Annotated in this window: 19 protein-coding genes; 12 read left to right on the plus strand and 7 right to left on the minus strand. The window is 60.9% G+C overall.

From position 1 onward, the window contains the following. Positions 1–26 precede the first annotated feature (26 nt). From ACFC20_RS06800 to ACFC20_RS06815, 4 genes are read left to right on the plus strand one after another with little or no spacing between them, the layout of a single operon-like run. Positions 27–830 carry a (Fe-S)-binding protein gene (locus ACFC20_RS06800; protein ID WP_375192333.1) on the plus strand — a complete coding sequence of 268 codons (804 nt, stop codon included), beginning with the start codon at positions 27–29 and terminating at the stop codon, positions 828–830. Beyond that, positions 827–2,263 carry a LutB/LldF family L-lactate oxidation iron-sulfur protein gene (locus tag ACFC20_RS06805; protein ID WP_375192334.1) on the plus strand — a complete coding sequence of 479 codons (1,437 nt, stop codon included), beginning with the start codon at positions 827–829 and terminating at the stop codon, positions 2,261–2,263. Before ACFC20_RS06800 ends, ACFC20_RS06805 begins: the two co-directional genes overlap by 4 nt. After that, positions 2,263–2,916, plus strand: a complete 654-nt coding sequence (locus ACFC20_RS06810) for a lactate utilization protein C (RefSeq protein WP_375192335.1) — start codon at positions 2,263–2,265, stop codon at positions 2,914–2,916. The genes ACFC20_RS06805 and ACFC20_RS06810 overlap by 1 nt, the downstream gene beginning before the upstream one ends. Then, positions 2,913–3,863: a DMT family transporter gene (locus tag ACFC20_RS06815; protein WP_375192336.1), complete on the plus strand. Its 951-nt coding sequence runs from the start codon at positions 2,913–2,915 to the stop codon at positions 3,861–3,863. Before ACFC20_RS06810 ends, ACFC20_RS06815 begins: the two co-directional genes overlap by 4 nt. 6 nt (positions 3,864–3,869) lie before the next feature. Here ACFC20_RS06815 and gloA read toward each other — a convergent pair whose 3' ends face one another. Continuing rightward, a complete protein-coding gene (gene gloA, locus ACFC20_RS06820; RefSeq protein WP_375192337.1) occupies positions 3,870–4,418 on the minus strand; it encodes a lactoylglutathione lyase in 549 nt (182 codons plus the stop codon). Positions 4,419–4,637: 219 nt separating this feature from the next. On the opposite strand from gloA, the gene ACFC20_RS06825 reads away from it, so the two are divergent. From ACFC20_RS06825 to ACFC20_RS06845, 5 genes are all read left to right on the plus strand, one after another. Beyond that, positions 4,638–5,297, plus strand: coding sequence for a GntR family transcriptional regulator (locus ACFC20_RS06825; protein ID WP_375192338.1), 660 nt, complete (start codon positions 4,638–4,640; stop codon positions 5,295–5,297). A 354-nt stretch (positions 5,298–5,651) separates the two neighbouring features. Then, positions 5,652–6,641, plus strand: a complete 990-nt coding sequence (locus ACFC20_RS06830) for a DUF6160 family protein (protein ID WP_375192392.1) — start codon at positions 5,652–5,654, stop codon at positions 6,639–6,641. A gap of 65 nt (positions 6,642–6,706) precedes the next feature. After that, positions 6,707–7,765 carry a YbhN family protein gene (locus ACFC20_RS06835; RefSeq protein ID WP_375192339.1) on the plus strand — a complete coding sequence of 353 codons (1,059 nt, stop codon included), beginning with the start codon at positions 6,707–6,709 and terminating at the stop codon, positions 7,763–7,765. Beyond that, entirely contained in the window at positions 7,762–10,014 is a 2,253-nt protein-coding gene (locus tag ACFC20_RS06840; protein WP_375192340.1) for a glycosyltransferase, read from the plus strand. The genes ACFC20_RS06835 and ACFC20_RS06840 overlap by 4 nt, the downstream gene beginning before the upstream one ends. A gap of 78 nt (positions 10,015–10,092) precedes the next feature. Continuing rightward, positions 10,093–11,040, plus strand: a complete 948-nt coding sequence (locus tag ACFC20_RS06845; RefSeq protein WP_375192341.1) for a YbgA family protein — start codon at positions 10,093–10,095, stop codon at positions 11,038–11,040. 1 nt (position 11,041) lies between these two features. Here ACFC20_RS06845 and ACFC20_RS06850 read toward each other — a convergent pair whose 3' ends face one another. The 3 genes from ACFC20_RS06850 to ACFC20_RS06860 all read right to left on the minus strand — a co-directional run bounded on the left by ACFC20_RS06850 (position 11,042) and on the right by ACFC20_RS06860 (position 13,676). Next, positions 11,042–11,785 carry a YdiY family protein gene (locus ACFC20_RS06850; protein ID WP_375192342.1) on the minus strand — a complete coding sequence of 248 codons (744 nt, stop codon included), beginning with the start codon at positions 11,783–11,785 and terminating at the stop codon, positions 11,042–11,044. A 24-nt stretch (positions 11,786–11,809) separates the two neighbouring features. After that, a complete protein-coding gene (locus ACFC20_RS06855) occupies positions 11,810–12,829 on the minus strand; it encodes a rhodanese-related sulfurtransferase (RefSeq protein WP_375192343.1) in 1,020 nt (339 codons plus the stop codon). Positions 12,830–12,941: 112 nt separating this feature from the next. Continuing rightward, positions 12,942–13,676, minus strand: coding sequence for a DsbA family protein (locus ACFC20_RS06860; RefSeq protein ID WP_375192344.1), 735 nt, complete (start codon positions 13,674–13,676; stop codon positions 12,942–12,944). Positions 13,677–13,810: 134 nt separating this feature from the next. Between ACFC20_RS06860 and ACFC20_RS06865 the strand changes: the two genes are divergently transcribed. Then, the gene (locus ACFC20_RS06865; protein ID WP_375192345.1) at positions 13,811–14,785 is read left to right on the plus strand and encodes an NAD(P)H-dependent flavin oxidoreductase; all 975 of its coding nucleotides are present in this window, start codon (positions 13,811–13,813) and stop codon (positions 14,783–14,785) included. A gap of 8 nt (positions 14,786–14,793) precedes the next feature. Here the strand turns inward: ACFC20_RS06865 and ACFC20_RS06870 are convergent, their stop codons facing one another. Further along, complete coding sequence (locus ACFC20_RS06870; protein ID WP_375192346.1) at positions 14,794–16,734, minus strand: methyl-accepting chemotaxis protein; 1,941 nt, start codon at positions 16,732–16,734, stop codon at positions 14,794–14,796. Between the two features lie 237 nt (positions 16,735–16,971). On the opposite strand from ACFC20_RS06870, the gene ACFC20_RS06875 reads away from it, so the two are divergent. Then, a complete protein-coding gene (locus tag ACFC20_RS06875; RefSeq protein WP_375192347.1) occupies positions 16,972–17,148 on the plus strand; it encodes a DUF6435 family protein in 177 nt (58 codons plus the stop codon). 19 nt (positions 17,149–17,167) lie between these two features. Here ACFC20_RS06875 and ACFC20_RS06880 read toward each other — a convergent pair whose 3' ends face one another. Together ACFC20_RS06880 and ACFC20_RS06885 are read right to left on the minus strand one after the other, a co-directional pair. Then, positions 17,168–17,512 (minus strand): chaperone modulator CbpM, encoded by a 345-nt coding sequence (locus ACFC20_RS06880; RefSeq protein ID WP_375192348.1) that lies wholly within the window; start codon positions 17,510–17,512, stop codon positions 17,168–17,170. A gap of 13 nt (positions 17,513–17,525) precedes the next feature. Next, positions 17,526–18,509 carry a DnaJ C-terminal domain-containing protein gene (locus tag ACFC20_RS06885; RefSeq protein WP_375192349.1) on the minus strand — a complete coding sequence of 328 codons (984 nt, stop codon included), beginning with the start codon at positions 18,507–18,509 and terminating at the stop codon, positions 17,526–17,528. A gap of 251 nt (positions 18,510–18,760) precedes the next feature. On the opposite strand from ACFC20_RS06885, the gene ACFC20_RS06890 reads away from it, so the two are divergent. After that, the gene (locus tag ACFC20_RS06890; protein ID WP_375192350.1) at positions 18,761–19,969 is read left to right on the plus strand and encodes an MFS transporter; all 1,209 of its coding nucleotides are present in this window, start codon (positions 18,761–18,763) and stop codon (positions 19,967–19,969) included. Position 19,970: the final 1 nt, after the last annotated feature.

Genomic DNA, 19,970 nt, shown 5'->3' on the forward strand with positions numbered 1-19,970 from the left:
AATCCAGAAAATTCGAGCGTTGGCCCATGGTTGATCCCATCAAGGTTTATCCGTCCAAACCTTCCAAAGTCTATTTTTACGGCACCTGCCTGGTAGACCTGTTCTACCCGGATGCGGGCATTGCCGGGGTGGAGCTGCTGGAGCGGGAAGGCATTGAGGTGCTGTTTCCCCAGAACCAGACCTGCTGCGGGCAACCGGCCTACACCTCCGGCTACCACGACCAGGCCCGGTCGGTGGCACGTGCCCAGCTGGACCTGTTTCCCGAAGACTGGCCAATCGTGGTGCCCTCCGGTTCCTGCGGTGGCATGATGCGAAAGCACTACCCGGACCTGTTCAAGGACACCCCGGAAGAACTGAAAGCCGCCGAGGTTGCCGGGCGGGTGTGGGAGCTCACCGATTTCCTGCTGAACGTATGCCACATCAAGCTGGAAGACCTGGGCGAACCCACCACCGTGGCCATGCACACCTCCTGCTCGGCACGCCGTGAAATGGGCGTGGCCGAGGTGGGGCCGAAACTGCTGAGCCAGTTGAAGAACGTGAACCTGGTGGAACAGGCACGGCCGGAGGAGTGCTGCGGCTTTGGCGGTACCTTTGCGGTGCGCCATCCGGAGATCTCCGGGGCCATGGTGAGTGAGAAGGTAGACACTCTGGTGGACACCGGCGCCCAGCGGTTTGTTACCACCGACTGCGGCTGCCTGATGAACATCGACGGCTACGCCGAGAAGAACCAGAAGCCGGTTCGGGGCGAGCATATTCTCAGTTTCCTCTGGTCGCGCACCCGGGGTGACGGTAATCGGGGCGAAGACAAGAAAGGAGGGCAGCAATCATGACCGAGACTGCCGAACGCACCGGCCATCATGTCGACGTGAAGGAATTCTACCCTCGCGTACACGCGGCCATTCACAACCCGAAGATCCGCAAGAATTTCCGCGGCGCCATGGACGGGCTCATGTCCAAGCGCAAGAACGCTTTTGACGGCTGGGATCTGGAAACCCTGCGGGATCTGGGCGCCAACATCCGCCTGAAGGCCCTGGCCAACCTGCCGGACCTGCTGGAGCAGCTTGAGCAGAAGCTCACCGAGAACGGCATCAAGGTGCACTGGGCCGTGGACGGCGACGAGGCGTGCCGGATTGTGCGGGACATCTGCAAGGCCCGGAATGCGAAAACGGTGATCAAGGGCAAGTCCATGGTCTCCGAGGAAATGGAGCTGAACCATTACCTCGAGGGCGAAGGCATCGAGGCGCTGGAGTCGGACCTGGGCGAGTACATCGTACAACTGGCCGATGAGACGCCCTCGCACATCATCATGCCGGCGATTCACAAGAACACCGCTGAGATCTCGGAGCTGATGCACGAGAAAACCGGCACCGACCTCTCCAACGACGTGGAGTACCTGACCGCCAGTGCCCGCCAGCAGCTGCGGGAGAAGTTCATGAACGCCGATGTGGGCGTGTCCGGGGTGAATTTCGCGGTGGCAGACACCGGTACCCTGTGCCTGGTGGAGAACGAGGGCAACGGGCGCATGACCACCACCGTGCCCAGCTGCCACATTGCGGTGACCGGCATCGAGAAAGTGGTGCCCTCGATGGCGGATGTCACCGGCCTGTTGGCCCTGCTCACCCGATCGGCCACCGGCCAGCACATCACCACCTACTTCAACATGATTTCCGGGCCGCGCAAGGCCGAGGAGCTGGACGGCCCGGAGGAAGTGCACGTGGTGCTGGTGGATAACGGCCGCTCGTCCATCTACCAGGACGACGAGCTGCTGGACACCCTGCGCTGCATTCGCTGCGGCGCCTGCATGAACCACTGCCCGGTGTATACCCGCGTGGGCGGCCACGCCTACGGCACCACCTACCCGGGCCCCATCGGCAAGATCCTGATGCCGCACCTGATTGGCCTGGACGAAGGCCGGCACCTGCCCAGCGCCTCCAGCCTGTGCGGCGCCTGTGGCGAGGTCTGCCCGGTGAAGATTCCGATTCCGGACCTGCTGGTGCGCCTGCGCCAGGAATCCGTGGACGGCGACCAGCTGCACCCGGCCAAGGTGCGTGGCCATGGAGCCAAGCGCAGCTCGAAAGAAGCGCTGATCTGGAAAGGCTGGGCGTGGATGCATGCCAGCCCCGGTGTGTATCGCCTGGGAACCGGCGTGGCCAGCAAGTTCCGGGCCCTGCAGCCCTCGAAAGTCGGAGCCTGGACCGATTACCGCACGGCGCCAAAGCTGGCCGCCAAAACCCTGCACCAGCGCATGAAGGAGCGTGGTTAATGAGTTCCCGGGATACGATTCTGCAGCGCCTGCGCAACCGTACCGGCGGCGAGCTGACCGCGCCCGAGTGTGATTTCTCCGTGCTGGAGCGGCCGGACTGGTCCACCGCCGCGCGCATTGAACGGTTCGAGAAGATGATCGAGTCGGTGCACGGTGAGGTGCATCATTGCAGTCAGGACGGCTGGATCGACCGGCTGGCCGAGGTGCTGGGCACTCGTGGCGCGAGGAACCTGCTGGTTCCGAAGCAGCATGAGATTGGCCAGGCCCTGCGTAACGCCGGCCGGGATGACTTGCCGGAATTGCTGATCTACGACGAGCCCATCGAGAGCTGGCAGGCGCATCTGTTCAACGAGGTGGATGCGGCCATTACCTCCACCCGCGGCGGCATTGCCGAAACCGGCTCGCTGATCCTGTGGCCAACCCCGGATGAGCCCCGCCTGATGAGCCTGGTGCCACCGGTTCACGTGGCTGTGCTGAAGGCCTCGGAGCTCTACACCACCTTCCATGAGGCCATCCATGCCCAGAACTGGGCCGCTGGCATGCCCACCAATGCCCTGCTAATCTCTGGGCCGTCCAAAACCGCCGACATCGAGCAGACCCTGGCTTATGGTGTTCACGGTCCCAAAGAGCTGATTGTGTTGATGATTGAATGATCCAAGGCGCCCTGTTGATCGCCCTGGCTGCCCTGCTTTGGGCGACCACGGGGATTGTTGCGAAATTCCTGTTCACTGGCACCGACCTTCAGGCCATCACCCTCGGGTTCCTGAGGCTGGCGGTGGCGTTGCCGTTTTTCTGGTTGCTGATGCGCCGGGAACAGGTGCGCCTTGAACGGGCGAATCCGGGCGCCCGGGTGCCCGGCAGCTCCCTCCGCAGCCTGTCGCGCAAGGCCCTGCTGCCACTGACTGCCCTGGGGCTGTTCCAGGCGTTTTACCAGGGCAGCTATCTGCTGGCCGTGGATCTCACCGGCGCAGGCATCGCCACACTGATTGCCCTGTGCCTGCCGCCGGTGCTGGTGGCCATTCTCGCTGCGCCGATACTGGGCGAGAAACCGGGACTGCTAACCGTACTGTCACTGCTCGCCGCCATTGCCGGCACCGCCATGCTGGTGCTCAGCGACATGGACACCAGTGGCTCTCTGCGCCTGGCCGGCATTCTGATGGCCCTGCTGGCCGCCTGTGTGTACACCGGCTTTACCCTCACCAGCCGCTACAGCTCGGCCGGCACACCGGTGTTCACCACCGCGTTTATCTGCTTTTTCACCGCCGCCCTGATTCTGTTGCCCGTGGTGGCGGTGAGCGGCGGTTTCGACGGGATGGCCAGCCTGGAGTTCCGGCACTGGCTGATGGTGATTTACATCGGTGTTGTGCCCACCTGCATTGGTTATGTGTGCTTCTTCACGGGCATGAAGACGACACCGGCAACGCTCTCCAGCATCATCGTGACATTGGAGCCGCTGTTTGTGGCACTGCTGGCGTGGATCTTTCTTGAGGAGATTCTGGGGCCGATCGGCATCGCCGGCGCCCTGATACTGACTGCCGCGGTGATTGTGGCCTCCCGCTATGGCAGCAAACCGGCCGGCCAGGAGGCCGGCGCGGATTAGACGACGTCAGTCGTCCTTGCGGTTTTTCTCGAGCATGTCCGGCTGCAGGATTTCAATCCAGTAGCCGTCCGGATCTTTGATAAAGGCCAGCCCCTTCATCTTGCCGTCGTCCGGTTTTTTCACGAACTCCACACCGAGCTTTTCGAAGCGATCGCAGGCGGCATAGACGTCCGGCACGGCGATGCCAATGTGGCCAAAGCCCTGGGGCTCGTCGTTACCGTTGTGGTAGCCGAAGTCGTTGTCGGTCTCGGTGCCCCAATTGTGGGTCAGTTCGAGCACGGCTTCACGGCCGAAGGTGTAGGTGGTGCGGTGGGCGTCGTCCTGAGGCACCAGGCCAGCCTGGCGATCGTCCAGGTAACCCAGGAAATACAGGGTGAACTTCATTTCCGGGAAGTCCAGCTTGCGCACCAGGCGCATGCCCATAACACGGGTGTAGAAGTCCATGGAACGCTCGGGTTCCTTGATGCGCATCATGGTCTGGTTGAAGACGTAACCTTCGGTTTCCGGAACGGGATCTTCGTGGAGGCCGGGGGCCTGTTCGAAATGCTTGGGCATTGTGTTTTCCCTTTTTGCCGCGGAGTTCAAACCATATACCTGCGTGCGTTTCAAAAGGATTTCAAGGGCTACCAAAAAGACCGAGCGCAGCCGTGAGCCCCGAGGGCATCGGGGGATTGTATGTTCAGGGGCTGTGATAAACTCATGCGCTTACATGGGCCCGCTGGCCGGCTACCCGCCGCGGCCGGGCCGTTTTTACGACCTGTTCAGAGAGCCTTTATGGATTTTCAGGCGCCCAATACCCTGGCGGAGCAGATTGCCAATTACCTGGCCGAGCGCATCATGACCGGGCAGATTCGCCCCGGGGAGCGCATCCAGGAGGCCACTCTGGCCAGCGAGCTGAAGGTGAGCCGCGCCTCGGTAAAGGAGGCCCTGTACACGCTGGAGCGCTGGCATCTGGTGGAGATCACTCCCCGCAAAGGCGCCTCGGCCACCCGGCTGGATTCGGCCCATGCCTCCGAGCTCTACGATGTGTACATGCATCTGCTGATGATGCTGGCGGTGCGTTTGTGCGAGCGGTGGCAGGAGAGCGACAGGCCGAAGATGCTGGGGGCGGTGAACAATGCCGTTGAGCGGATGAGGTCGTCGGCGGCGGATATTTCGGCGGTGGTTGAGGCGAGTTTCGAGGTGATGGAGGCCTGCTGCGAGGTGGTGGGCAATCCGTATCTCACGGAGGCGCTGTCGAATTTCAGGCCGGCGGTGAGTCGGGCCTATTATCTGAGCGCGGATCGTTATCGGCGGGGCCTGGCCCAGACCAGTGAGTTTTTTGCCAATCTGCCGCAGGCGGTTCTGGCGCGGGATTCGGAGAAGGCGCAGGGACTGATCCGGGAGTTTGCGGAGCATCAGAAGGCTTTGATTCAGCAGGCTCTTGGGTCCTAGCCCGGTTTTAATTTCGAAATACGGAGTAAGCGAAGCAGGCGGGAGTGATTCCCAAAACACGCTGTGGATACTTCCCTGTACGCTTGGCTCCGCCATCCATGGCTCCGCACAGTTTTGGGAATCACTCCCGCCTGCTCCGCCCCGACCCTCTGATAGCATCCACATGTGACAAGCCTCACAGATCTTTCTTTCCTGGCTTCGTATCGTAACAGTCTGTAACAAACTGAAGATTCCGCTGCATTGGTTGTGCTGTCCCCCTGCGGCCCGGGTAGTGCCTGATCACTCCCGTTGATAACAACAAACCAGACTTTTGGGGCCACCATGACTCAGTCCTCCGCCTGTCGTCGAAACACCATGCCTTCCACACTCTCGCTCTGGGTGTTCGCCTTGTCGCTTCCGCTTCCGGCCATGGCGGAGTTCCGGCCGTTGGATGATGGTGCGATGTCCGGGGTGACCGGTCAGGCCGGGGTGACGATTGAGCTGGAAACGAAGCTGAGTATTGACCGTCTGAGCTGGACCGATGAAGGCTCGCTGAATGTAAACGGGCTGAGGTTGTCCGGGCAGAACGATACGGTGCTCGATAACATGAAGCTGACGGTGGATATTGCCGGCGACGGTGAGGTGCTGGAACACGGCTTTTCGGAGATTGCCCGGCGTGCTGATGCCGGGTTGTTGGACCCGACGGATCCGGATGTGGCCGATGCTCTGGCGAAGTACTCCGTGGCAGGCTCTTTTGGCAAGCAGTTCAACAGCGGTGATCTGGTGATGCACCTGGGCGCCACCGATTATGGCGATCCGGCCAGTCTGGAGGATTACCTTCAGGCAGTGGATTTCGAGCTGGCGGTGGAGAGCATCACCGCCTCGGGCAGTGAGGGTTCGGCCACGTTGTTCTCGGATGTGTTGTTGCAGGGTTATGTCGGGCCCACGGACCTGGTGATCCGTAATGGCGGCAACTCTACCCGTACACTTGCAAACGGTAATGAGGTGTCGGGCTCTGAGTTGCAGCTGGATACCCATTTCGAGATTACCAACGGTAGCCTGAACTGGGACGCCGCCGATTTGCTGTTCGTGTTCAACTTTGCCGCGGTTGGCATTGAGGGGCTGCAGATTCATAACCGGCGGGGCGACGATACGGTTGGCCATTTTGGCATGGCCAGTGCCACCGCCAAGCTGTCACGGGGCACCAGTGCCGCCTCTGGTAACGATGGCCTGTCGATTCACGATGTGGAGTTCCGGGCCGACATCGATATGCCGGTGTTCAGGATTGGCGGCACCAGCATCGGCACCGTTCAGTTCACCGACTTCGCCATCACCGACACCACGATGATGGTTTATGGCCACTAGGCCGACACTGGACACCCACCACACCCTACCCTGTAAACTGCCCGTCTCACTCTGACGGGCAGCCCATGACGGACTCAACGGACATTCAGTATTCCAGACGCGCTTCGAGTCGACGGCTCGTGGTGTTCAGTCTGCTGTTTCTTGCCCTGACCTTTGCCGGGCTGTACACCGTATACGGTCAGTTCGCGGGTCGCAGCATCACCTTTGATGACCGGCTAATCGCCCCCGGCACGCTGTTGTCTGTGGCCGCCCTGCTGCTGGTGTACTTTGTCTCCGACGGTTTGCGCCTGTACTTCACGCTGCGGGCCCTGGGGCACCGGGTGCCGTTTCCGGCCATGTGCCGGCTGGTGTTCATCAATCTGTTTTTCTCCAACATCACGCCCATGGCCACCGGTGGCGGGTTTGCCCAGATCTGGTACCTGCACCATCATGGCGTGCCGGTGGGCCGGGCCACGGCGGCTACCACCATCCGTACCATTCTGGCGGTGCTGTTCATTTTCTCGCTCACGCCGGTATTCCTGCTGACGCTCAAGCCGCTGGATGGCAATTCCATTGCCGGTGACATTGGCACGGCGCTGGCGGTGTTGATTGTGCTGTATCTGGGCTTTTTCCTGGTGCTGCTGTTCCGCACCCATTGGCTGATAGGACCGCTCACCCGTTTGCTGGAAACGGCCTGTCGGCTGCATCTGATCAGCGAGCGACGGCACCGTCGCTGGCAGTTCAAGGCGCGCCGGGAGATGCTCCGGCTGTCCCGGAGTTTTGGTGATTACCTGCGCGGTGCCCCACGGTATGTCTGGCTGTCGGTGCTGTTCACGGCGGTGTTCCTGCTCAGTCTGTTCAGCTTTCCCGCGTTGCTGATGCACAGCCTGGACTACAGCGTGGACTACGTGATGTCGGTGGGGCTGCTGGTGGTCACCACGTTTGTCATGTATTTCTCACCCACACCCGGCGCCTCGGGCATTTCCGAGGGTGTCTTCGGCAGCTTCTTCCGGGATATCCTGTCTGCCAACCATCTGATCCTGGTGATTGTCTGCTGGCGCTTGCTCACCATCTATCTGGGCATGATCATCGGGCTGGTGGTGCTGCAAAGGGAGCTTGTTGCCAACCGGAGGAAAGCCGGATGATGTTCCGTAACCCACTCAAGCTGCTGTTCTACCTGTGTGTCCTGGCGGTGGTCTCACTGGTGGGCTACAAGGTTTACCTGAACCTGTTCACAGAGGACTTCGAAGGGGTCCACACCGAACAGGTGGAGCGGATTCACCAGCAGGTGCAGGCGGGCGAACCGTTCAGCTTTGCGGTGGTGGGCAACATCAACAACTCGGTGGGGGTATTCGAGGACCGGATTATTCCGCAGCTCAATCAGTCCGGCATCGATTTCATGGTCTCCGCCGGCAACGCCGTCAGCGGCGGCGGCGAGGACAAGTACCGGGCCCTGTACGGCACCCTGAGCCACCTGGACATTCCCTACTTGCTGACCTTCGGCGCCCACGAGTACGAGGACTTCGGAAGCTTCCGGTTCTATGACCACTTCGGCCCGCACTTTTTCAGTATTGAGGCAGGCAGCAGCCGGCTGATTTTCCTGGACAGCACCGGCAAGACGCCGTGGCGCTGGCAGATCCGCTGGCTCAACGACCTGCTGGCCCAGGATACGTCCAATGCCCGGATTCTTTTCATTGGCCACCCGCCACTGCAGCCGGATGAGAACGCGCCGTTTGATCGCCAGGCCGACTACCTGGCGCCGCCCGAATTCCGGGATGCGCTTTTGAAAGCGATCCGTGACCACGATGTGGACCGTGTGTTTTCCTCCAACCTGTCTTTGTTCTCCGAGAAAACCGTGGCCGGCACAACCTTCATCACCACCGGCGGCGCCGGCGGCCTGGTGATGAACAACGACACCAGCTTTTACCACTACGTGCGGGTAAGTGTGAGCGCCGAAGGCGAGGTCAGCCACAGCCTGCAGCGTCTGGAGATTGGCCAGCACCCGATACTCAAGCGCCTGGAGAGCCTCTGGTTCTTTATCTACTCGTTGTTCTACACCGGCTACCTCAATTTCCTGCTGATTGTCGCGCTGTTCGCCGCCCTGGCCATCAAACTCTACGGCGCCATTTTCATCGGCAAGGATTATTACCCGGACTACGACCTGGATCCCGCACCCTGGCTGGAGAAACCGCTACGCATTGCCATGTTCACCAACAACTATCTGCCGTTCATTGGTGGCGTGCCCATTTCCATCGAGCGGTTGCGCCGGGGCCTGGAGGCGCTCGGCGACAAGCTGCTGGTGGTGGCCCCACGGTACAAGGGCCAGCCCGAAAACGAGCCCCACGTGCTGCGAGTGCCGTCGCTGCTGGCCATGGGCGAGAAGCGGGAGTTCCGCCTTGCCAATATTTTCCTGGCTCGCATTCGCAAGCGGGTGAAGTCCTTCAAGCCCGATATCATCCACCTGCACCATCCGTTCTGGCTGGGTTCCCTCGGGCTGTTCGTGGCCCGCACCCTCCGGGTTCCGGCGATTTACACCTACCACACCCGGCTGGAGCACTACGCCCATTTCGTGCCCCTGCCGGGCATGCTGTTCCGCAACCTGATCTCCCACGCCCTGATCAAGCGCTTTGCCAACAAATGCGACGGCGTCATCGTGCCCACCTACTCCACCGAAGAGTACCTGCGCATGATCGGGGTGAAAGCGCCCACGTTTGTGCAACCCACCGGCATTGAATACCAGAAGTTCCAGGATGTTCGGCACGAGGACATTGAGGCGCTCCGCAAGCGGTTGGAACTCCATGATGAAAAGGTATTTGTCAGTGTCTCCCGCCTGTCCAACGAGAAGAACATCGACTTCATGATCGAGGCCATTGATGCCCTCCGGCGGGAAACCAGCGTGCCTTTCCGGTTCCTGATGATCGGCGATGGCCACCAGCGGGACCGCCTGCAACAGAAAATCGGGGAGCTCGGGCTGCGGGACCATTTCACCCTCGTCGGCGCCGTGCCGCCGGATGAGATGGCCACCTGGTACCGGTTGGGCGACGCCTTCCTGTTTGCCTCCAAATCGGAAACCCAGGGCATGGTGATACTGGAAGCCATGGCAGCCGGCTTGCCAGTGGTAGCCGTGCGTTCCAGCGGAATCGAGGATGTAGTCCGCCACGGCTACAACGGTTTCAAGACGCCGGAAAAGCAGGACCAGTGGCGGGCCGAAGTGAAAAAACTGCTGGAAGACGAAGCCCTGCGTGGCAAGCTCTCCGGCCAGGCCCTGGAGTTTGCGCGGGATTACTCCGTGGAACAGTTTGCCCGGGACGTGCGCACCATCTACGCCACCACCCTGGCGATGTTTGCCAAGAAGCGTAAAGGCGCCGGTTATCTGGGCAAGCAGGAAAAGTGACGGTTTTCGGGGTCAGTCTGATCGGGCTAGACTCAATACACGTATTACAGAAACCGTTTTAACCATTGGAGACGTACCGTGAGCGGCATTCCCGTCGGAATCAGCACCTGCCTGCTGGGCAAGGAAGTCCGCCATGATGGCGGCCATAAGCATTCCCGCTACTGCACCCAGGTGCTGTCGAAACATTTCGACTTCCGTTCCATCTGCCCCGAGCTGGAAGCGGGCCTGGGCGTGCCTCGCCCGGCCATTCACCTGCGCGAATACAGCGACGGCCTTCGCCTGATCGAAACCAAAGGCACCGCCGATCATACCGACGCCATGCAGGGCTTTATCGACCGGGTCATGCCCACCCTGGCGGATCTGCGGGGTTACATCCTGATGGCCAAATCCCCCAGCTGCGGCATGGAGCGCATCAAGGTGCACAACGAGGACGGCCAGGTAACCCGGCGAGACGGCCGGGGCATGTTCGCCGATGCCCTGCTGAAGGCCTACCCGCTGATGCCGGTGGAAGAAGAAGGCCGCCTGAACGATGACATGCTCCGTGAAAACTTCATCGAGCGCGTGTTCGCCTACGACGACTGGATGCAGAACGTGGCCGGGACCAATCTCTCTGCCAAAGCGCTGATCGAATTCCACACCCGCCACAAGTTCCAGTTGCTGGCCCATTCCGAGCGGATTTACCGACAGCTTGGCCCCATGCTGGGCGATCTGAAGTCCGAGCCGTTGGAAGCCATTGCCGAGCGCTACATCCACCGGTTCATGGAAGCCATGAGCCAGAAGGTGAGCCGCGGCTCGCACATGAACGCCATGCAGCACCTGATGGGCTACCTGCGCGATTCCATGGGCGATGAGGACCGCAAGGTACTGATGGAGCACATGGAAGCCTACCGTCGGGGCGAGGTGCCGTTAGTCGTACCCATGACCCTGCTACGGATGGCCCAGCGCCGGGAGCCGGTGGACTACCTGCACAGCCAGCAGTACCTGACGCCCTACCCCGACGACCTTGGGCTGCGGAACAATGTGTAGGTCAGAAACCGTAAAGCAGCGAGAGTGACGTCTCGGTATCGGTGTTCTCGGAGCCCGCGGGCGGATCGGACAGGTGCTTCACCCGGAACGCGGCCTTCATTGAGAGGTTGCCCACCACGTTGGCCTGCAACGAAGTCTCGGATTCGGTGATGGTGTTGTTTTCATCCAGACCGATTTCCGTGCTCAGCTCCTGACGGAACAGGGCGTTCTCCGACACGGCATAGTCGAACTGTCCGGCCAGTCGGGCGATGGCTTCTTTTTCGGCGTCCTCGCCCCGGGCGTTGACCATTTCCAGCTTGTTGTAGCGGTAACCGGCACCGGCCGAGAGATCGAGGAATGAACGCTCTCCGGATCGCCAGACACGCTGACCGTAACCGGTTGTCAGTGAAGACTCGAAGTCGTAGCCGGAAAAGCGGTCGTCCTCGTAGGCGCCCCGGAGAAACCAGTACTGGTTTGCCGAGAACTTGTAGTTGGTTTCCAGCGACGCCTGGTACTTCTCGGCGGTGGTTTCGTCTTCGGTTTCCGAGTAGTTGGTGCGGAACTCGCCGGTATTGCGCCAGGTTTCGACCTCTTGGATCAGACCCAATCGACCCTTGATATTGGTCTCTTCGGTATTGCCGGAGGTGATCAGCACGCCCAGCTCGGTCTCTCCCTTCCAGTCATCAGCCCAGTTATCGGAGTCCTGCCCGAAGGCGAGGGGCGTGAACATAACGGCGGTGACGGCTACGGCCTTTCGTAAATCCATGAAGTCTCCCTGTTGGTTGTCTGGTCAGGCGCCCTCTGTGTTCCTGGCCTGCTCTCCGGCCATGCTCTGGCGGGCCTGACGTTCTCTTTCGGCCTTTTTACGGGCCTTTCGCTCGGCAATAATGCGGGCCGCTTCGCCACCCACATGGGCTTCGCCTCGCTGCTCCGCCAGACGCATCTGGCGCTCACGCTCGGCAAAGCGGGCTTTCTGCTCCTCGGTCAGTGAGTCAATGCACTGGTGGCAACTCACTCCCTGCTCGTATTCCGGGCGTTGCTTGTCCTGCTCGGTGATCGGCCGCCGGCACGCGTGACACTGATCGTACTCGCCACGCTCAAGCCTGTGGTTCACCGTTACCCGGTCATCGAATACAAAGCACTCTCCGTGCCACAGGCTCTCTTCCTCCGGCACCTCTTCCAGGTACTTCAGAATGCCGCCTTTCAGGTGATACACCTCTTCGAAGCCCTGCTCTTTCAGATAGGCCGTGGATTTCTCGCAGCGGATGCCGCCGGTACAGAACATGGCCACCTTCTTGTGTTTGGCAGGATCCAGGTTCTGCTTCACGTACTCCGGGAACTCCCGGAAGGTATCGGTGGCCGGATTCATGGCTTTCCTGAAGGTGCCGATTTCCACTTCGTACTGGTTGCGGGTATCCACCAGCACCACGTCCGGATCGGAGATCAGGTCGTTCCACGCCTTTGGTTCCACATACGTGCCGACGATACGCTTCGGATCAATGCCCTCTACACCCATGGTGACAATCTCTTTCTTGAGCTTCACTTTGGTGCGTTTGAACGGCTGGATGTCTACAAACGACTCTTTGTAGTCGATGCCATCGAACCGCTCGTCGCTGGCGATCCACGCCTTCACGGCGTCGATGCCCTCGCGGCTGCCGGCAATGGTGCCGTTAATGCCTTCACGCGCCAGCAGCAGGGTGCCGTGCACGTCTTTTTCCAGCATCAGGTTCAGCAGGGACTGGCGGAGGGATTTGTAATCATTCAGGACTGCGAACTTGTATAAGGCGCAGACAACGACGTTGTTGCTCATGTTTGTCTCCTGCGGGCCGGACCGTAAATCCGGAGCATGGGTTCTGGGTTGGTTCAGAGGCCGGAGCCTGAGAGGGCGCAAATTTTAACCAACTCAGGCTCACGATCAAGTGTCACTGTTGTTGATGGTCTGCCAGCTCACGCTCAACCACGGCGGAGAGCTGGCCCCAGCCGGGCCGTGTCAGACGGATGTTGTCCACCAGGACCGTCGGGGTGCTCGTCACCCGAAGCTGCATGGCCACCTGGCGACTCTGCTCCACGGCCTCGCGATGCAGCTCGGTGGTCATGCAGCGGCGGAAGCGGCGCTCCTCCAGACCAAGGTCCGTGGCGTAGCGGGTGAATGTGGCCACCGGATCGTTCGAGCCGCTCCATTCTGTCTGGGAATCGTAGAGGCGATCGTGCATGGCCCAATAGGCGTCCTGATCACCGGCACAGCGGGCGGCCTGGGCCGCGGGCATGGCATTCTCATGCTGCTGCAGGGGCAGATCAAAGTAGACAAAACGTACCTTGCCGGTGTCCACGTATTCCTGCTTCAGCTGTTTGCTGGCCGAGGAGAAACGGCCGCAGGCCGGGCACTGGTAATCGGCAAACTCCCGGACCACCACGGGGGCGTCCCCAGGACCCACGGAAATACCAAACTGGTCCAGCTCCGACGGGAAGGGTTCGGCGTTGGGAGCGGCCACCGGCAGCTCATCGGAGGTGGGCTCCGGAGAGGAAGTCATGAAGGATAATCCGAACACCACGGCGGCCAGTATCAGGACGGCTACACCAATCATCAGGGGCTTGTTGGATTTACCCTTGCGGGGAGCCGGGGCTCCGGTTTCCTTGCGTCGTTTTGCTTCACCCATGAAGGGCTCCTTTTTTCTCTGTTTGTTATTCCGGCGTGACGGAATAATTAGCACGCGACCGTTTTCAGCGCCGGCGGGGCACGCTAAGATCCTTTATATCCTACAAAAGTTCCAAGAAAAATTAAGGAAACCTCATGCCATTGCCTGCACTGCTGAAAGACACCCTCTCTCTTCCTCTGGTCGCCGCCCCCATGTTCCTGATCTCCGGCCCCGCGCTTGCCCTGGCCTGCTGCAAACAGGGAATTGTGGGCAGTTTTCCGGCCCTGAACCAGCGCACCAGCGAGGGTTTTGAGGACTGGCTGGTCCAGATGAACGAGGAACTGGCAGCGTTCCGGAGCGCGCACCCGGATGTAAAAACGGCACCTTATGCCGTGAACCTGATCGTGCACCGAACCAATCCCCGCTGGCAGGCAGATCTGGCGCTGTGTGTGAAGCACCAGGTGCCCATTGTGATCACCTCGCTTGGCGCGGCCAGCCAGGTGGTTGAAGCGGTGCACAGTTACGGCGGCGTGGTGTTTCACGATGTGACCAACCAGAAACACGCGCGCAAGGCGGCCGAAGCCGGGGTGGACGGAATTATTGCAGTGGCTGCCGGTGCCGGAGGCCACGCCGGCACCGTCAACCCGGTGGTGCTGGTACATGAGATTCGCGAGGTGTTTGACGGCACCATCCTGCTGGCCGGGGGGCTTTCACACGGAGAGGATTTGCTGGCCGCCCAGGCCCTGGGTGCGGATCTGGGTTACATGGGCACGCGGTTCATCAACACCACCGAATCCCAGGCCGACGACGCCTATCGGAACATGATCATTGAGGCGGTATCGGCCGATATCATCCACACGCCGGCCGTGTCTGGCGTGCCTGCCAGCTTCATGCGCCAGAGTCTGGAAGCCGCCGGCTACGCCATGGACCGGCTGAACCAGGCGGGCGAGGTCAACTACGGCGAAAAGCTCAAGCCCATGGACGACGAGGCTAAAGCCTGGAAAACCGTGTGGTCGGCAGGCCAGGGTGTGAGCCAGATCCACGACGTATTGCCAGTCGAGGATCTGGTCCGCCGCCTGAGCCAGGAATACGGGCAGGCCCGCACCCGGCTGCTCTCAGCGATGCCCTGAGCCTTCCCTTACACACGGAACTGGGAAGCTTTCTCCTGCAACGAGGCCAGCGTGCGGGCAATCTGGCCACTGGCTTTGTCGGAGCGCTCGATGGCTTGAACCGTCTCCTGTGAGGAGCTGGCGATGTCGGCAACGCTGGTACTGACATCGCTGGCCTGGCGGCCCTCCTCCTCGGCAACCGAGGCCGTGGCCAGGGCACGCTCCTGAAGACTGCCAAGCAGCTGATTGATACGCTCGAAGTGCTCGTCTGCCCGGCGGAACTCCGATGACGACTCTGCCACCTGGCCAGACACATCGCCTATGGCGGTCACCGCTTGCTGACTGCCTTTCTGCAGGCGCTCGATAATGGCCTGTATCTCCGTGGTGGATTCCTGGGTCCGGCTGGCCAGGGTGCGTACTTCATCGGCCACTACCGCAAAGCCCCGACCGGACTCCCCGGCCCTGGCCGCCTCGATGGCCGCGTTCAGCGCCAGCAGATTGGTCTGCTCGGCAATGGCGCCAATCACCGACAGCACCGAGCCGATTTCCTTGCTCTGGGCATCCAGCTGGTTGACCGCCTCGACGGCCTGCTCGACATTGCGCACCACCTGGTCCAGCCTGTGCCGGACATCCCGGGAAATACCGGCGGTTGCCTCACTCTCGGAGCTGACGTTGCTCACCGAACCGGCGATTTCCTGAATGTTGCCGGCCACCTCGGCAATGCTCCGTGACATGGTGTCCATGGTGCCCGACACCTCGGCCACGGCCTGCTCCTGACGATTGACGGCAGCCACCGCCTGCCGGCTGATGTCGCCCTGGCTCTGGGCCTGGCCAGCTGCCGACTCGGCGGAGGCGCGCACTTCGGCCACCAACTCCTGGATCCTGGCAATAAATCGATTCACACCTTCGGCCATGTCGGTCAGCTCGTCCCGGCCTTTCATTGCGACACGACGGGTGAGGTCGGCCTCGCCATCGGCGATACCCCAGATCGCGGAACTCAGCCGGAATACCCTGGGCAGCAGGCCGCCGCCCAGCACCAGGGCCACCAGGACGATCAGCGCCACCGCCGAGCCGATGGCCAACAGCGAAAGATTGGCCGAGAGACTCGAGGCCTCCGAATTCAGTGCCTCCACGGTACCTTCCATGCGCGAGCGGGTATCGGCATCCATGGCCGCCAGTTGCTGCTGGAGCCGCTGGTTTACCTGCTCGGTTTCCGCCTCCAGGGTATCCCGCAGGGCATTGATGCTACCGGCAATGGTGGCACTGAATTCTTCTTCCAGGGCCGCCATATCCCGGTTGATGCCTTCCAGCGACAGCCCCAGTTTCAACTCGCCGATGGCCGAGCCCTGGGGCGCAATATCCGCGGAAATAATCACCACGTTGGGATCACGGCTTGCCGCATCCAGGACCCGATTTGCCGCACCTCGGCCCTCACCCTGCTCCATAAGAGTGCGCACACGGTCATCGGTACGGTCTACATAGCGGGTCAGGCGCTCACCGTACTGGTCGTAGTAGATGGCGAACAATACCGACTCCCGGGCGTCCGCCAGTTCCACAAGATCGGTCAGCCGGGGGATATCACGGTCCCAGATCAGGGGCGCCGCAACGGCAGCGAGAACGTCTGCCAGTCCCTGGGCCTCGGCCATGACAGCTGCCCGCACATTGCCGGCAACCCGCTCCTGTTGCTCGGTCTGCTGACGGGTGAGTTCCTCGGCCAATTCCTCGGTGGTCTTCTGCCGCATGGTCTCCAGGCGGGCACGCACATCCTCGCGGGTGTCACCGAAGGAAGCGCTCACCTGTTCGCTGCTGGCCTGCAGAGCGTTACCGGCAGTCGTTACCAGGCGCTCCACCTGGCTGGAGATCAACCACTGGCTGACCAGTACCTGTGCCAGGCCTGCAACCAAGAGAATAATGAAAACCGGTCGGAGAATGCGGCTTGCAACCAGCCGCCGAAGGAACTGAAAGGACATACGGACCCCGTTTGCGTGCATGCTCTGTGCGTCCTGCACAACGTCAGCGGCGTCCTTTGCCTGTTGGTTATGCCTATGTATAGCAAAACCCGGGCCCAAACAGCGCGCTTTTATGTACGGGTTTTGTTGTCAGTCGTAATCCTTGCACGTCGTCCCGGTTCGGCCACACTCCATGGATGAACTTTCTGGCGCAGGCAGCGTAAACCGTTGAACAGTCATTCAGAACAGGTACTGGATATGCTCGGCTTCTTGAAAAGTGACCCGAAGAAAAAACTGCAGAAAGCTTACGAGGACAAACTCGCAAAGGCCCTGGATGCCCAGCGCAACGGCGACCTGCGCACTCATGGCACCCTAATGGAGGAGGCAGAGAAGATCTATGCCGAGATTCAGGCGCTGGACGAGAAGAAGTCCTGACGCGCCGTTGGGGGAGTTTTTACTCCCCCATTAATTGACGGATCCGGTGATTGAGGCGTGCCACTTCCCTGCGCATCTCTTCAACTTCGTCCAGCAGCTCCAGCGACATGGCAAGGCCGGGCAGGTTCATTTTCAGATCCCGCTGCAGACGCTGGGCCTTGCGAAGCCTGGCGAGCGAAGCAACATCAAACTGCCATTGCCGCGCCTCGGCAACATCCTCGATCGGCGAGATGACGCCGTAATCCACCAGCTTGATGACAAACTCGGCGTGGCACTCGCCACGTTCGCAAATTTCACGCAGGGTGAAGCGGGTGCCGTTCGGGTCAACCACTTCCACCGTTACCATTCGATCCTGCTTGCTCATCCGTTACCCCCGCTTACACGTGAAGCTTGCTGCGTGGATTGAATTGCTTCTCCGCCTCGGCCAGTTGCTGGTATAGCTTCTCGGCCTCAGGGCTGTGCTTCTCCGGCATGGTTACCTGCAGAACCACAATCTGGTCGCCCGGGTGCTTGCCGGGGAAACCTTTACCCTTGAGCCTCAGCTTGCGGCCGCTTGTGGAGCCCTTGGGCACTTTCACGTTCACCTTTGAGCCCACGGTAGGCACAGTAACGGTGGCGCCCAGAGCCGCCTCCCAGGGTGCGATGGGCACAGTCACCACCACATCACGGCCTTCGACACTGAACTGGGGATGCGGCGCAAACTCCACCTCGATGAACAGGTCACCGGGTTCACCGCCGCCGATACCGGGCGAACCCTGGCCTTTCAGGCGAATGTGCTGACCTTCCCTCATGCCGGCGGGGATCTTCACCTTGAGGGTTTTCTGGCGCGGCATCACCCGGCCATGGCTGTCGGCCTCGTGAACGGTGAACGACACCTGCTTCTCACAGCCGTGAAAGGCCTCTTCCAGAAACAGTGCCAGCCGGGCATGCACGTCTTCACCCCGCATGCGCATGTTCTGGCGGAAGCCACCGCCGCCAAAGCCGCCCCCGAAATCGCCGGAGAAGCCACTACGGCGGCCACCACCGAAGATTTCCTCAAAGAAGTCACTGAACTGGCGGGCATCGGCCTCGGTGTAGCCTCCGCCACCGAAGCCCGACGCGCTCTGCCAGCCGGGTGGCGGTTCGAAGGAACCATCGGCGCGGGCCCCGTATTTGCGTAGCTGGTCGTACTCGGCCCGTTTTTCCGGGTCCTTGAGCACTTCGTAGGCTTCGCCCAGGTCCTTGAACTTGGTGTCGGCGTCTTCTTCCTTGCTGACGTCCGGATGGTATTTCCGGGCCAGCTTGCGATAGGCCTTTTTGATCTCCTCGGCGGAGGCCGACTCACTCACACCGAGGACGGCGTAATAGTCCTTGAAGTCCATGGCGCTCCTTATTGATCGTCATAACCTCTGGTAACAGTCTGCTCAGATATCCCTCTGCCTCTGATATCCGTTTGCCTCTGATACCTATAGTTGACGCTCCCCGAAAAAATACAAGAGACCGGTGAGCGGTCAGTGCATAAGAGTTGCGTCAGATCAAACGCCAGACAGCCGTGGTAGTCCGTATGGCAACCCGCGCGCGTAACGGTCACACTGTCAGGCTTTTCGTTTTATCTTTTCGGGGAGTACCCGGTTTGAGCAGTGCACCTGTTACAAGACTTCGGATTTTTCTGATCGAGTTTGCCCTCGCCCTGGGCGGCTTTGCGATCGGCACCGGCGAATTCGCCATCATGGGGCTGATGCCGAATGTGTCTGCCGATCTCGGGGTCACCGAACCCCAGGTGGGCCACCTGATCAGTGCCTACGCGCTTGGAGTGGTGGTGGGCGCACCGGTGCTCGCCGTGATTGGCGCCCGTTTTTTCCGTAAACAGCTGTTGATCTGGCTGATGGCCTTTTACGCGGTGGGCAACCTGGCCAGTGCGCTGGCCGATGACTACACCGGTGTCATGATTGCCCGCTTTGTGGCGGGCCTTCCTCACGGGGCGTATTTCGGCGTCGCCTGCCTCGTGGCGGCGTCACTTGTGCCGGTGCACCAGCGTGCCAAGGCTGTGAGCCGGGTGATGATGGGCCTGACCCTGGCGCTGCTGTTCGGCAATCCGCTGGCTGCGTGGATGGGCCAGTCGCTGGACTGGCGCTACGTGTATTTCTTCGTGGGGCTGATTTCCGTGGCCACCCTGAGCCTGGTGATCTTCGTGCTACCCCTGGATCGACAGGAAAAGCGCCACGGCTCGTTCAGTGAGATCCGGGCTTTCAATCGAGGCAGCATCTGGTTTGCCTTGGCCATTGGTGCCATCGGCTTTTCCGGAATGTTTGCGGTGTTCAGCTACCTGGCGCCGACTCTGCTGGAAGTAACCCGGGTTGATGAGTACTGGATTCCGATAGCCCTGGCCGTGTTCGGCCTGGGTGGTTTTACCGGCAATCTCATGGGCGGCTGGCTGTTTGACCGGTTGGGATTCCGGGCGGTTGGTGTGATCCTGCTGCTCAGCGCCTGCATTCTGTTGGCGTTTCCGTCCACTACTGGCACGCTGCCGGTATTGCTGGTCGCCTGTTTTCTGGTGGCCATGATGGGCGCGCTTGGCCCGGCCCTGCAGACGCACCTGATGGACGTGGCTCATGGTGCGCAGAATCTGGCCGCGGCCTCTCACCATGCTGCGTTCAATGTGGCCAACGCGCTTGGCCCCTGGCTGGCCGGCATGGCCATTACCGCCGGCTTCGGCTGGTCGTCCACCGGCTATGTGGGCGCCGCCACCGCCACCCTTGGCCTGATCATTTTCCTGGTCGCCTGGCGTCACAAACAAAAAGGCCCCCGCAATGCGGAGGCCGATTCAGTTCCGGTCTCTTAAG

It is taken from the genome of Marinobacter sp., from assembly GCF_041984545.1.
Classification (GTDB): Bacteria; Pseudomonadota; Gammaproteobacteria; order Pseudomonadales; family Oleiphilaceae; genus Marinobacter.

Coding starts and splice junctions, on each gene's coding strand:
- ACFC20_RS06800 (WP_375192333.1), top strand. CDS start 27: ATGGTTGATCCCATCAAGGTTTATCCGTCCAAACCTTCCAAAGTCTAT.
- ACFC20_RS06805 (WP_375192334.1), top strand. CDS start 827: ATGACCGAGACTGCCGAACGCACCGGCCATCATGTCGACGTGAAGGAA.
- ACFC20_RS06810 (WP_375192335.1), top strand. CDS start 2,263: ATGAGTTCCCGGGATACGATTCTGCAGCGCCTGCGCAACCGTACCGGC.
- ACFC20_RS06815 (WP_375192336.1), top strand. CDS start 2,913: ATGATCCAAGGCGCCCTGTTGATCGCCCTGGCTGCCCTGCTTTGGGCG.
- gloA (WP_375192337.1), bottom strand. CDS start 4,418: ATGCCCAAGCATTTCGAACAGGCCCCCGGCCTCCACGAAGATCCCGTT.
- ACFC20_RS06825 (WP_375192338.1), top strand. CDS start 4,638: ATGGATTTTCAGGCGCCCAATACCCTGGCGGAGCAGATTGCCAATTAC.
- ACFC20_RS06830 (WP_375192392.1), top strand. CDS start 5,652: ATGCCTTCCACACTCTCGCTCTGGGTGTTCGCCTTGTCGCTTCCGCTT.
- ACFC20_RS06835 (WP_375192339.1), top strand. CDS start 6,707: ATGACGGACTCAACGGACATTCAGTATTCCAGACGCGCTTCGAGTCGA.
- ACFC20_RS06840 (WP_375192340.1), top strand. CDS start 7,762: ATGATGTTCCGTAACCCACTCAAGCTGCTGTTCTACCTGTGTGTCCTG.
- ACFC20_RS06850 (WP_375192342.1), bottom strand. CDS start 11,785: ATGGATTTACGAAAGGCCGTAGCCGTCACCGCCGTTATGTTCACGCCC.
- ACFC20_RS06855 (WP_375192343.1), bottom strand. CDS start 12,829: ATGAGCAACAACGTCGTTGTCTGCGCCTTATACAAGTTCGCAGTCCTG.
- ACFC20_RS06860 (WP_375192344.1), bottom strand. CDS start 13,676: ATGGGTGAAGCAAAACGACGCAAGGAAACCGGAGCCCCGGCTCCCCGC.
- ACFC20_RS06865 (WP_375192345.1), top strand. CDS start 13,811: ATGCCATTGCCTGCACTGCTGAAAGACACCCTCTCTCTTCCTCTGGTC.
- ACFC20_RS06870 (WP_375192346.1), bottom strand. CDS start 16,734: ATGTCCTTTCAGTTCCTTCGGCGGCTGGTTGCAAGCCGCATTCTCCGA.
- ACFC20_RS06875 (WP_375192347.1), top strand. CDS start 16,972: ATGCTCGGCTTCTTGAAAAGTGACCCGAAGAAAAAACTGCAGAAAGCT.
- ACFC20_RS06880 (WP_375192348.1), bottom strand. CDS start 17,512: ATGAGCAAGCAGGATCGAATGGTAACGGTGGAAGTGGTTGACCCGAAC.
- ACFC20_RS06885 (WP_375192349.1), bottom strand. CDS start 18,509: ATGGACTTCAAGGACTATTACGCCGTCCTCGGTGTGAGTGAGTCGGCC.